The following is a 12,002-nucleotide window of genomic DNA, read 5'->3' as shown; positions in this document are numbered from 1 at the left end:
CCGATGGGGGTGATAGCCATGAGCCATGACTCGCATCACGGCGCGCAGACGCGTCACCCGCATCACCGTGGGACAGCCCGCGCGCACCCGCGAGGACGTCCTCGCCGTCGAGGAGCCACTCGAGATCCGTGTCGGTGGTCGTTCGCTCGCCATCACGATGCGGACGCCCGGCCACGACGTCGACCTCGCCATCGGCTTCCTCGTCTCCGAGGGCGTCATCGGCCGGGGTGACGACGTCCGGACCGCGCGCTACTGCGCCGGAGCGACGGACGAGGGCGTCAACACGTACAACGTGCTGGACATCGCCCTGTCGCCCGGCGTCCCCGCCCCGGATCCGAGCTTGGAACGGAACTTCTTCACCACCAGCTCGTGCGGCCTCTGCGGCAAGGCGAGCATCGACACCGTCCGGACGAGCTCGCGCTACTCCGTCGCGGACGACGACTTCCGCCTCGACCCGGCACTCCTCGTGACCTTCCCCGACCGCCTCCGGGCACAGCAGGCGGTCTTCGAACGCACCGGCGGTCTGCACGCGGCCGGCCTGTTCGACGCCCGCACCGGCGAGATGCTCGTGCTCCGCGAGGACGTCGGCCGACACAACGCCGTCGACAAGGTCGTCGGATGGGCGGCGAAGGAGGGGTTGCTCCCGCTCCGCTCCATGGTCCTGATGGTGTCGGGGCGCGCGAGTTTCGAGCTCACGCAGAAGGCCTCGATGGCCGGCATCCCGATGCTCGCCGCCGTCTCCGCTCCGTCCTCGCTCGCCGCCGAACTGGCCACCGAACTCGGGATGACGCTCGTCGGCTTCCTCCGTGGCGACTCGATGGTCGTCTACAGCGGAGCGCACCGGCTCGCCGACCCTGCCGAAGGCTCGGCACCAGCAGCACTCCAGACCGGAGCGAACGCATGAGCGCCGAACCGCCCGTCGAGGACGTCACAGACGCCGACATCGAGGTCACCCACCCGAAGCACGTCGCCGTCGGCTTGCCCGGCATCCTGCACTCGATGGAGCCCGCCCTCCGGCAGCTCGGACCGAAGCGGACCGCGGAGCTCTTCACGTCGATCAACCAGCGCGGCGGCTTCGACTGCATGAGCTGCGCCTGGCCCGACCCGGACGACCGCAAGAAGCTCGAGTTCTGCGAGAACGGCGCGAAGGCCGTCATCTGGGAGGCGACACCGGTCGTCATCCCGAGCGGCTTCTGGGCCGAACACTCGCTCACCGATCTCGCCGACAAGTCGGAGTACTGGCTCGGCATGCAGGGTCGGCTGTCGGAGCCCGTCTACAAGCCGGCCGGTTCGGACCACTATCGGCCGGTGAGCTGGGACGAGGCGTTCGCCATCGTCGGCGAGCAGCTGCGCGGTCAGGAGTCCCCCGACGAAGCCGTCTTCTACACGAGCGGCCGCGCGTCGAACGAGGCGGCCTTCGTCTACCAGCTCTTCGTCCGCGCCTTCGGGACCAACAACCTCCCCGACTGTTCGAACATGTGCCACGAGTCCACCGGCACGGCGCTCGGCGAGGTCATCGGCGTCGGGAAGTCGACCATCCGGTACGAGGACTTCGAGCAGGCCGACCTCATCATCGTCATGGGCCAGAACCCGGGCACGAACCATCCGCGCATGCTCACGGCGCTCGAGGACGCGAAGCAGGCGGGCGCGACGATCGTCTCGGTGAACCCGCTCCCCGAGGCGGCGCTCGAGCGGTACAAGAACCCGCAGACGGTCCGCGGCATGGTCGGGCGCGGCACGGTCATCTCCGACCAGTTCCTGCAGATCCGGCTCGGCGGCGACATGGCGCTGCTGCAAGCGGTCTCGAAGCGGGTCCTGGAGGCCGAGGCGGCGGCTCCGGGGACGATCCTCGACCACGCGTTCCTCGCCGAGCACTGCCTCGGACTCGAGGAGCTCACGGCCCACCTGGCCGACCTCGACGAGGCGGCGGTGCTCGAGGCGACCGGCCTCTCGAGCGAGCAGATCGATGAACTCGCCGAGCGCTACATCGCGTCGAACGCGACGATCGTCACCTGGGCGATGGGCCTGACCCAGCACAAGGCGGCGGTCAACGGGATCAAGGAGATCATCAACCTGCTCCTCCTCCGCGGGAACATCGGCAAGCCGGGCGCCGGTGCGTCGCCGATCCGCGGGCACAGCAACGTGCAGGGCGACCGGACGATGGGTATCTGGGAGCAGATGCCCGAATCCTTCCTCGCTGCCATGGAGCGCGAGTTCGCCGTCCCGATGCCGCGGGAGCACGGGGTCGACGCGGTGAACGCGATCCGAGCGATGCAGCGGGGCGAGGTCCGCACCTGGATCTCGCTCGGCGGCAACTTCGTCGCGGCGATCTCCGACACCGCCGCCGCCGAGGCTGCGATCCGCGGAACGCAGCTGTCCGTGCAGATCTCCACGAAGCTCAACCGCTCGCACGCGGTCACGGGCGAGGCGGCGATCATCCTGCCGACCCTCGGCCGCACCGAGATCGACCTGCAGGCGAGCGGACCGCAGATGGTCAGCGTCGAGGACTCGGTGTGCGCGGTCCACGCCTCGCACGGACGCATCCCGCCGGCAGCGCCCGGTCTGCTCTCCGAGGTCGCCATCATCACGCGCCTCGCGCGAGCGACGCTCGGTGAGGACTCGGGCATCGCCTGGCAGGCGTTCGAGGACGACTACGACACGATCCGCGAACACATCGGACGGGTCGTGCCGGGCTGCGAGGGGTACAACGAGCAGATCCGCCGCGAGGACGGCTTCGTCCTGCCGAACGGACCGCGGGACTCCCGCACGTTCACGAACCCCGAGGGCCGCGCCCTGCTGACGGTCAACGAGCTCGAGCCGATCCACTGCCCGCCCGGTCGGCTGCTCCTGCAGACCCTGCGCTCGCACGACCAGTTCAACACGACGATCTACAGCCTGAACGACCGGTACCGCGGCATCAAGAAGGGCCGGAACGTCGTCTTCGTCAACCCGGACGACCTCCGCGACCTCGGCCTGGAGGACGGCCAGACGGTGGACGTCTTCAGCGAGTGGGCCGGGCAGCCGGATCGGGAGCTCCGCGGTTTCCGCGTCGTCTCCTACCCGACCGCCCGTGGATGCGCCGCGGCGTACTTCCCTGAGGCGAACGTCCTCGTCCCGCTCGACTCGACGGCAGACCGCAGCAACACCCCAGTCTCGAAGGCGATCGTCGTGCGGTTGCAGCCGGCCGCCTGACACCCGGAGCGACGTCGACCCGGGCAACGGTCCGGGTGGTTCATTCGTACGCTCGGAGGAGCTGCCAGCGTCCGCGCGCGGTGTCGAGTCGGATGTCGAAGACGAAGGACCGGCCGTCTGCAGCGGTCGCCTGGAACCGCCAGGCGGGGGTCGCCGCGGGCGGATGGGTGACGAACGAGACGTTCGGCTCGAGCGGGGTCGGGGTGTCGGTGACGAGGTACCGGGCTCCATCCCAGAACAGTCGCTCCGGCACGCCTGCCGGCGTCGTCCAGACCGCGATCTCGGTGCTCGTGATCAACATGCGTGGCCTCCCGTCGTTCGAACATACGTTTGATAGAGAGTGAGCCTAACCCGACATCCGACGACACGCCAGCCCGGATCGGCCGGGGATTCAGTCTCCCGGCGTGTCGGCGAGGAACCGTTTGATGTCCTCGCCCATCACCGCCGCCTCGGTGTGGTGCAGGTAGTGGCCGCCGTCGAGTCGGACGAGTTCACCCCGGTCGACTCCGGCGAGCTGCTCCTCGTGGAGGGGCACCCAGTCGGAGAGTTCCGGGTCGTCGCCGACGACGAACATGAGGATCGGCAGGTCGGCCGGGAACGCTTGGGATCGGGCCGCCTTGAAGTTGCCGGGCGTGTGGGCGATCTCGTCGAGCAGCGTCGGCGACATCGCATTGCGGTTCGTCAGGATCGCGAGTTGGCGCTTCGTGTCGGCGTCGTACGGGAGGCCCTCGTACGGGTCGGGCGCGATGGCGGTGAGGAGGCGGAGGATGCCGAGCGCCTGCAGCGTGTCGACGCCGTCGGTCGGCGTCGGCTCGTCGCTTCCGGGCTGGGTCGGGACGCTCGTGTCGATCCCGATGAACGCCGTCACCTCGGCGCGGAACCGCTCCAGATACTCGAGGGCGTAGATGCCGGCGATCGAGTGTCCGGCGAGGACGTAGCGGCCGATGCCGAGGTGCTGCAGGGCGGCGTGCACCTCACCGGCGATGTTGGCCGAGGTCCGGGGCACGTCCGTCTGATCACTGAGGCCGTAGCCGAACGGCTCGACGACCACCACCCGGTACTGGTCGCGGAGCTCGTCGACGAGCGGCTCGAAGTCGAGGCCGGGTGCCGCGGTGCCCTGCCCGGGCAGCAGGACGATCGTCTCGGCGCCGGAACCACTGATGACGACGTTCATGTCCTTGCCGTCGACGTCGACCAACTGCCCGTAGGGCTGCAGTTCGCTCGCTTCCGACGAACTCGCGACGGCGTTCACGATGCTCGTCGTCGCGAGGCCCGCCGCGACGAGGCCGGCGATCGTGGCGATCGAGATCAGTGGAACCTTCAGGAGCTTGCGCATCGTCACCCATCGTGAGGAGTCGGCGGCGGGCGGTCGCACCGCGCCGATTCCATACTCACGGAGCGAGCGCATCGCCACATCCGCCGCTGGGCGAAGACGTGCCCGACATAGCTACGCAGTTGTACGCAAGCGGAGCCCGGCTTCGAGTGCGACCGACNCGGCGGGCGGCGGGCTCTGCGGCTGCGTCGGCTGCTGCGACTCCGTCGGCTGCTTCGGTTCCTGCGGAGGCTGCTGGTCCTGCTGCGGAGGCGCGGGCGGAACCGGCGACGACGGGACCTGCGGCTGCGGAGGCCCCCACTGCTGCGGCGCGGGCTGTGCCGGAGCAGGCTGCCCGGGCGCGGAGCCCTGCCAGGACGGAGCGGGCCACTGCTGGCCCGGCTGCTGCGGGGCCGGCTGCCCCTGCTGCGGCTGCCCCTGGTAGCCCTGCCCGGGGTGCCCCTGCCCATACTGGCCGGGGTTCGGCTGGCCGGGGTTCGGCTGGCCGCCATACGGCTGCTGCTGCCCCTGGTACGGCTGCTGCTGCCCCTGGTGCGGCTGCTGCGGGTACGGCTGCCCCTGGTAGGGCTGCTGCGCCTGCTGCCCCTGGTACGGCTGCTGCCCCTGGTACGGCTGCTGGCCCGGGTAGCCCTGCTGCCCCGGGTAGCTCTGAACCGGGTAGCCGGGTGCGGCCTGCTGGTACACCTCCGGACGGTACGGCTGCTGCCCGTAGGACACCCGCTCGCCCTCCGGCTTCGGCGAGAACGCCCGGACGATGACGGGGATCACGGCGGAGATCGCCGCAGCGAGTGTCGTGGCCGCGGCGATGCGCCACCACCAGTCAGCCCAGGTGCCCTCGGGGAACGCCATGGGCAGCACGAGCACGAGGACCGTGGCGATGATGAGCGCGATCGTCACGATGCCGGTGGCCCTGACCACGGTGGACGTGGCGCGGGTGACGAAGTGGAGGAAGTACACCTGGATGATGATGAGCGCCAGACGCACGATGATGAGGATGCCGAGGAACAGCATGATCTGCGTGGACCAGACGAACCCGTCGGAGGTGTTCGGCGGCTGGAGCCACCCGTTCCACAGCTTCAGGAGGCCGACGGTGACGAGGAAGATGTTCACCAACGTCGACACCGCGAGGTACCACTTGTTGGGTCCGTGGCCGGCTGCGGCGTCGAGCGACACGGCCCCGACGAAGGCCGCGAGCAGCAGCAGCGTGAGCCAGACCCGCCCAGCGATGTCGGCCTGATCGCCGACGATGATGAAGTATCCGCCGATGATCGCCGCCGCGACGAGCGTTCCGATCGTCAAGGTCAGCGCGAGCACGGCCGACCGTGAGCGGCGCGGTGTGGTCTCGACCATTCGAAATCCCCAATCTGTCGTGAGTGCCAACAGTACCGGGGTGGCATCCGCATGGAAGGGAGGCCTCCCTACCTCTGGGGAGGACCCCGCTTCTCCACAACGGAGAAGCAGGGCCGCGGTCGGGCAGTCGGTCAGGGGCGGTGGTAGTCGGCTTCGGCGACGTGCTCGAGCCAGGTCGTGCTCGTTGCCGGGTCGTCCGCCTGTTCGAACATCGCGAGGTGCTCCATGTAGTCGTCGGGCGTGGCTCCGTGCCAGTGCTCCTCGCCGGGTGGGGTGTAGACCGTCTGGCCCGGCTGGACGACGAGAACGGCACCGTCGCGCGTGCCCATGAGGGCGACCCCCTCGGTGACGTGGAGGGTCTGCCCGTTGGCATGGGAGTGCCATGCGGTGCGGGCGCCGGGGAGGAACCGTACCTTCGCGACCATCATGTGCTGGCCGTCCTGCTGCGGCGCGGCCAGCAGGTCGAGGTAGACGTCGCCGGTGAACTGCTCGGCGGGGTTCTTGATCGTCGCGGGTTTCGGTTGGATCTGCATACGGACGACGCTACGGCCGTGCACGTCGGCGAGGGAGTGTCCAGCAGTACACCCTTCGGCGATCGCGACAGTACTGTGGACTCCGTCCCCGCCGAGCCCGCAGCGGTGTGACCCCGAGCCAAGGAGAAGCACATGTCGGTCGGCCTGCTCGCCGTTGTCGATGACATCCTCAGCGCAGCCCTCAAGGCGAGTGCGAAGACCGCCGGCGTCGTCATCGACGATGCGGCCGTCACCCCGCAGTACGTGCAGGGGCTCACCCCCGCTCGGGAGCTGCCGGTCGTGTGGCGGATCGCCCGCGGCAGCCTCATCAACAAGTTCGTCATCATCATCCCGATCGCCCTGCTGCTCACGGCGTTCGCCCCCTGGGTGCTGCCGTTCCTCCTCATCATCGGAGGCACCTACCTCTGCTTCGAGGGCGCGGAGAAGGTCATGGAGTGGTTCGGCATGCACCACGCCGAGGCGGAGGAGGACGTCCGCGACGAGAAGAAGCTCGTCTCCGGGGCCGTCCGCACCGACCTCATCCTCAGCACGGAGATCATGCTCATCTCCCTCGCCAGCCTCGACTCAGGGCTCGGCATCTGGATGACGCTGGGCGCCCTCCTGGTCATCGGCCTCGTCATGACGGCGGTCGTCTACGGCGCGGTCGCCCTGCTCGTGAAGATCGACGACATCGGACTCCGACTCATGAAGAACCCGTCACGCGGCGTCCGCCGCACCGGTGCACGGATCGTCGCGTCGATGCCCGCGGTCTTCCGCGTCATCAGCATCGTCGGCACGGTCGCGATGCTCTGGGTCGGCGGCCACCTCGTGATCGCGAACCTCGCCGAGACGTTCTGGCACGGCCCGTACGACCTCCTGCACGTCGTCACCCACGCGATCGAGGCCGCCGGACCGGTCGTCGTCTGGATCGCCGACACCGCGATGTCCGCCGTGTTCGGACTCGTCCTCGGTCTGATCGTCGTCGCGATCGTGACCGGGATCTCGCGCCTGCGGTCACGGAACCAGCCCGCGAAGGCTGCTCACTAGCGGCGACAGCCGCGCCGCCGAGCGTCAGCGGAGCGGGCGGGCGTAGCAGAGCGACATCGGGATGACCTCATACGGCGAGTAGATCGGGATGGGTTCGTAGCCGAGCCACTCGTAGAGCCGCACGGCCTCGGGCTGGCGGTCGCCGGTCTGCAGGATGAGTCGGGACGCCCCCTCGGCACGGGCGGTGTCCTCGACGGCGGTGATCAGGCGCTTCGAGACACCCCGGCCGCGGTGAGCCGGGAGGGTGACGACGCGCTTGAGCTCCCATTCGCCGTGCAGTCGGCGCAGGGCGGCGTGGCCGACCGGCTCGCCGTCGATGAGGGCCAGGAAGGTCGCGCTGATGTCGGCAGGATCGACGGTGAACGCGGTCAGCGCTCGCTCGGCGGCCGCCGGGTCCCAGTCCTCCCAGGCCGACGCGTACCGGGCGTCCATCTCCTCGTCCATCGCGGCGCGGAGCCGCACGGCCCGCTCGTCGTCCCAGGCGACTCGCTCGATGACGACGGGGTTCAGCTCGGGCATGCGGTTCCTTCGGGACGGGCTGCGGCGGCGCGATCGGCACGTCGACGCCGTCTGCCAGTGTCCCACGACGAACGGTCGCCCGAGCCGTCAAGGAAGGGTCCGAACCCAGCGACCGGGATCAGTTCGCGGTGTCGGCGACCTGGACCGCCACGTGGTACTTCGTGCCCTCGACGTCGCTGATCGTGACGACGGCGTCGTACTCGGAGCCGCTCGACGGATCGGTCAGCGTGCAGTCGACGGTGGTGTCGTCGATGAGCTTCACGCGCTCGTCGCCGCAGTCGAGGTCGGGACGGGTACCGACCTGCTCCTCCAGCGCGCCGGCGGCCGTGTCCTCGATGTCCGAGGCCGGCACCGTGAGGCTCGCGCTGGCGCTGAAACTGCAGCCGGCGAGCAGGAGCGAAGCGGGGAGCGCCACGAGGGCACCGATGGACAGCAGGCGGTGACGGGTCATGCCGCCAGTATGGCTGCGCGGAGGAGACCGGGCGATGGGGACTCCTGCCCAGCCTGCGCTGCTACCGTGGCGAGACCCAGGAACCCGTCAACCGCGGAGGCACCGTGCTCACCATCCCAGGCGCCGTCGTCGGCCCCGCGCTCCGACTGATCCGCGCGAACCGCGCCTTCGTGAGCGAGGCCGGCGCGCGCCGCCGGATCCGGGAGCGCACCCTCCGGCCGGCGTCCTATGGTCCACCCAGCACCCTCCGCAGCGACGTCCGGGTCGACGTCGAACGTTTGGGAGACTGGCCGGTGTACACCGTGTCCCCCACGGGACGACCGGCGATCGGCGGGGTCGTGTACGCGCACGGCGGCGGCTGGGTCGGCGAGATCGCACCGCAGCACTGGACGCTGGCCGCCACCATCGCCGCGGAGACCGGCGCGGTGGTCACGCTGCCGATCTACCCGCTCGTGCCCTACGGCACCGCGGCCGTGGCGCAGGACGGCGTCGTCGAGCTGGTCCGGCGCAGCATCGAGCGGCACGGGCCGACCGTCCTCGCGGGCGACTCGGCCGGCGGTCAGATCGCCCTGTCGGCTGTGCTCCGACTCCGGGACGAGGGCGTCGTCCTCCCGATGACCACCCTGCTGTCACCAGCACTCGACCTCACTTGGAGCAACCCGCGGATCCCGCTCGTGCAGCCGAGCGACCCCTGGCTGGCGACGCCGGGTGGGCGCGTGTTCGCGGAGCATTGGCGCGGCGACCTGGACATCACCGATCCGACCGTGAGCCCCCTCCTCGGCGACTTCGCCGGGCTCGGACCACTCACGCTCTTGAGTGGGACCCGCGATGTCCTCAACCCCGACGCCGAGTTGCTCGTCGAACGAGCCGAAGCGGCCGGCGTCACGGTCGACTACCACGAGGGCACCGGACAGTTCCACGTCTGGGCACTGCTGCCGACTCGCGCCGGACATGCCGCCACGCAGACGATCGTCCGCAGCGTCACGCGCGGGCTGCGCTGAGTCGCCCGAAACGGCTCGAGATCGCGGCGGAATCGGACATCTTCGGGCGACTCATGGCCGGATCGAGATCGAGCTACGCGGTGCGGCGCTTCCGGACCTCGCGCAGGACCATCTGCTCCGGGCACACGGTGGACAGGAAGTCGCCCACCGACAGCGCGAGGCGCTCACCGACGAGCGAGTAGAGGATGCGGTTCGCATCGCGTCGCTCCGAGACGAGGCCGGCCTGGCGCAGGACGCTCAGGTGCCGCGAGATGGTCGGACCAGTGGCGTCGAAGCGTGCGGCGATCTCGCCCGCGGCGAGCTCGCCGTCCTTGAGGTCCTGCAGGATCTGCCGCCGCGTCGGATGAGCGAGCGCGGCGAAGATGTCCGACGCTGTATCTGCCATGTTTGCAATCTAGCACAATTGCGATATACAGTTTCGCTATATTGCTAACAAGCGAAGGAGACAGTATGCGAGTGGCCATCACCGGTGGGACCGGATTCGTCGGACGACACCTGGCCGAGCGGCTGCAGCACGACGGGCACGAGATCGTCGTCGTCTCCCGACGCACCGGCGTGGAGATCGACGACGTCGAGGCATTGGCCGCCGCGTTCGCCGACTGCGACGCGGTCGCGCACTGCGCCGGGATCAACCGCGAGCTCGGTGATCAGACCTTCCAGCGCGTGCACGTCGACGGCACCCGGGCGGTCGTGGACGCGGCCCGCCGCGCCGGTGTCGGTCGCATCGTGCTGGTGAGCTTCCTCCGCGCGCGCCCCGACTGCGGCTCCGGGTACCACGAGACGAAGTGGGCGGCCGAGGAGATCGTGCGCGGCTCGGGCCTCGCGCACACCGTCCTCAAGTTCGGCATGATCTACGGCGCAGGCGACCACATGGTCGATCACGTCACCAAGGCCGTCCGCACCTTCCCGGTGTTCGCGACCGTCGGCTACCGCGAGCGCCGCGTGCGTCCGGTGCCGGTCGCGGACGCCGTCGACGTCCTCGTCGCAGCACTCGAGGGCCGGGTGTCGGAGCCGACCGTCGCGGTCATGGGCGCCGAGGAACTCGAGCTGGGTGCGGCCGTGCGCCGGATCGCGCACGTGGCCGGACGCCGCCCGCTCTACGTCCCGGTCCCCGTGTGGACGATCCGCCTGCTCGCGCGCGCGACGGAACACCTCATGAAGACGCCACTGGTGGCGAAGGCGCAGGCGCAGATGCTGGCCGAGGGCGTGAGCGAGTCCGCTCCACCCGCACCGGAACTCCCTGCGGACCTCCGTCCGTCACGCCGCTTCGACGAGTCCCGGATCCGTGCCGCGCTCCCCGCGGGCCGGTTCACCCTCGGCGACCTCCGCCTGTCGCGCTCATCCCACTGAGTCGCCCGGAATTGCTCGAAATCCGTGCGGAATCGCGCAGATTCGGGCAGCTCAGGGCATTGAGGTCGGGGCGGGCCCCGTCGACTCGCGTTCGATGAGCATGGTCGCGAGCTCGAGGTGGTGGGAGAACGGCTTCTCCCCGGCATGCAGGCGGAGCAGGGTGTCGACCGCTGCGCGTCCGATGTCGTGCATGGACGTGTGGACCGTGGTGAGGCGGGGGACGGTCAGCATGGCCGAGTAGGTGTCGTCGTAGCCGACGACGCTCACGTCCTCGGGGACGCGAAGCCCGGCCCGCAGGACGGTGCGCACGACCGCGAAGGCGTCGGCGTCGTTGGTCGCGAACACGGCGGTCGGTGAATCCGCGCTGGCCAGCATGCGCGCGACGGCGTCCCCGGCAGTACCCATCCCCTCCTCGGAGACGAGGTCCGGATCGAGCGGGATACCGGCCCCGCGAAGTGCTTCGCGGTAGCCGACGGCGCGCGCCCGCAGGCCTGGATTCGCCGGGTTCCCTCCGACGAAGGCGATCCGCCGGTGGCCGAGATCGAGCAGGTGCTCGACCGCCTGCTGCCCGCCGGCGGCGTGGCTCGAGCCGATACTCGCGACCGAGCGGTCGAGCGGATCAGGCGAGTCGACCGCGACGAGCGCGATGCCCGCGTCGAGGCACGCGTCGACGACGTCGGCGGCGATGGGGGTCGTGACGACGATCATGCCGATCGCCCCTCGCGCCGCGACGCCGTCGACGAAGCCGCGGTCGAGCGCCACCTCGTCTCCGGTCGCATCCGTGGACCCGAAGCCGGAACCGGGCGACAGCACCCGCGTCACGAGATCGATGTCCGACCGCTGTGCCGCGGCGACCATGCCGTCGAGGACACGGAGGGAGTAGACGCTGTGCAGGGTGTCGAACACGACGTGGATGCTTCGTGGAGCACCGGGGATCGACCGGGGTGTCGGGCGGTACCCGAGCTCGCGCACGGCCGTCTCGACCCGGGCACGGGTCGCCTCGGACATGCCCGATCGACCGTTGATCACCTTCGAGACGGTCGCGATCGAGACACCGGCGCGCTCTGCGATCGACGCCAGCGTCGGACCCGTCATCGGTGTTCGTGCCATGGAGTCCCCTCCCTCGTCCCACAGCGGGCGGCCGCCGGTCGCGCCCAGCCTAGCGAAACAGTTTCGAATCGACGCGTTGACGACGTCACGCAGTCTCGCTTACCGTCGGGATCACGGCGCACGATGCCGAAAGACTT

At 69.9% G+C, this 12,002-nt stretch carries 12 protein-coding genes; 5 read left to right on the top strand and 7 right to left on the bottom strand.

Annotation, left to right across the window (positions count from 1 at the left end; all coding sequences use genetic code 11):
• The first annotated feature begins 25 nt into the window (after positions 1-25).
• A complete protein-coding gene (gene fdhD / locus IFU11_RS16530) occupies positions 26-904 on the top strand; it encodes a formate dehydrogenase accessory sulfurtransferase FdhD (RefSeq protein WP_192019648.1) in 879 nt (292 codons plus the stop codon).
• Entirely contained in the window at positions 901-3,192 is a 2,292-nt protein-coding gene (locus tag IFU11_RS16525) for an FdhF/YdeP family oxidoreductase (protein ID WP_192019647.1), read from the top strand. The genes fdhD and IFU11_RS16525 overlap by 4 nt, the downstream gene beginning before the upstream one ends.
• A 40-nt stretch (positions 3,193-3,232) precedes the next feature.
• On the opposite strand, the gene IFU11_RS16520 is transcribed toward IFU11_RS16525, so the two are convergent.
• The 3 genes from IFU11_RS16520 to IFU11_RS16505 all read right to left on the bottom strand — a co-directional run bounded on the left by IFU11_RS16520 (position 3,233) and on the right by IFU11_RS16505 (position 6,408).
• On the bottom strand, positions 3,233-3,493 hold the full coding sequence (locus IFU11_RS16520) for a hypothetical protein (protein WP_079704601.1): 261 nt from the start codon (positions 3,491-3,493) through the stop codon (positions 3,233-3,235).
• Positions 3,494-3,583: 90 nt separating this feature from the next.
• Entirely contained in the window at positions 3,584-4,528 is a 945-nt protein-coding gene (locus IFU11_RS16515) for an alpha/beta fold hydrolase (protein WP_192019646.1), read from the bottom strand.
• A 1,478-nt stretch (positions 4,529-6,006) separates the two neighbouring features.
• Positions 6,007-6,408 (bottom strand): (R)-mandelonitrile lyase, encoded by a 402-nt coding sequence (locus IFU11_RS16505; protein ID WP_137242684.1) that lies wholly within the window; start codon positions 6,406-6,408, stop codon positions 6,007-6,009.
• A gap of 132 nt (positions 6,409-6,540) precedes the next feature.
• Between IFU11_RS16505 and IFU11_RS16500 the strand changes: the two genes are divergently transcribed.
• Complete coding sequence (locus IFU11_RS16500; RefSeq protein WP_137242685.1) at positions 6,541-7,434, top strand: DUF808 domain-containing protein; 894 nt, start codon at positions 6,541-6,543, stop codon at positions 7,432-7,434.
• Between the two features lie 24 nt (positions 7,435-7,458).
• Here the strand turns inward: IFU11_RS16500 and IFU11_RS16495 are convergent, their stop codons facing one another.
• Both IFU11_RS16495 and IFU11_RS16490 read right to left on the bottom strand, forming a co-directional pair.
• Complete coding sequence (locus tag IFU11_RS16495) at positions 7,459-7,953, bottom strand: GNAT family N-acetyltransferase (RefSeq protein ID WP_079000799.1); 495 nt, start codon at positions 7,951-7,953, stop codon at positions 7,459-7,461.
• Positions 7,954-8,071: 118 nt separating this feature from the next.
• Complete coding sequence (locus tag IFU11_RS16490) at positions 8,072-8,404, bottom strand: DUF4333 domain-containing protein (protein WP_137242687.1); 333 nt, start codon at positions 8,402-8,404, stop codon at positions 8,072-8,074.
• Between the two features lie 104 nt (positions 8,405-8,508).
• Between IFU11_RS16490 and IFU11_RS16485 the strand changes: the two genes are divergently transcribed.
• On the top strand, positions 8,509-9,405 hold the full coding sequence (locus IFU11_RS16485; protein ID WP_192019644.1) for an alpha/beta hydrolase fold domain-containing protein: 897 nt from the start codon (positions 8,509-8,511) through the stop codon (positions 9,403-9,405).
• Between the two features lie 73 nt (positions 9,406-9,478).
• Here IFU11_RS16485 and IFU11_RS16480 read toward each other — a convergent pair whose 3' ends face one another.
• Positions 9,479-9,790, bottom strand: a complete 312-nt coding sequence (locus IFU11_RS16480) for a metalloregulator ArsR/SmtB family transcription factor (RefSeq protein WP_064295846.1) — start codon at positions 9,788-9,790, stop codon at positions 9,479-9,481.
• A 65-nt stretch (positions 9,791-9,855) separates the two neighbouring features.
• On the opposite strand from IFU11_RS16480, the gene IFU11_RS16475 reads away from it, so the two are divergent.
• Positions 9,856-10,755: an NAD-dependent epimerase/dehydratase family protein gene (locus IFU11_RS16475; protein WP_137242689.1), complete on the top strand. Its 900-nt coding sequence runs from the start codon at positions 9,856-9,858 to the stop codon at positions 10,753-10,755.
• A gap of 51 nt (positions 10,756-10,806) precedes the next feature.
• Here IFU11_RS16475 and IFU11_RS16470 read toward each other — a convergent pair whose 3' ends face one another.
• A complete protein-coding gene (locus IFU11_RS16470) occupies positions 10,807-11,865 on the bottom strand; it encodes a LacI family DNA-binding transcriptional regulator (RefSeq protein WP_199862347.1) in 1,059 nt (352 codons plus the stop codon).
• Positions 11,866-12,002: the final 137 nt, after the last annotated feature.

Origin of the sequence: Plantibacter sp. CFBP 8804, assembly GCF_014841225.1 — a bacterium.
Classification (GTDB): Bacteria; Actinomycetota; Actinomycetes; order Actinomycetales; family Microbacteriaceae; genus Plantibacter; species Plantibacter auratus.
The sequence above is the reverse complement of the archived record's forward strand: the minus strand, read 5'-3'. Positions and strand labels throughout refer to the sequence as shown.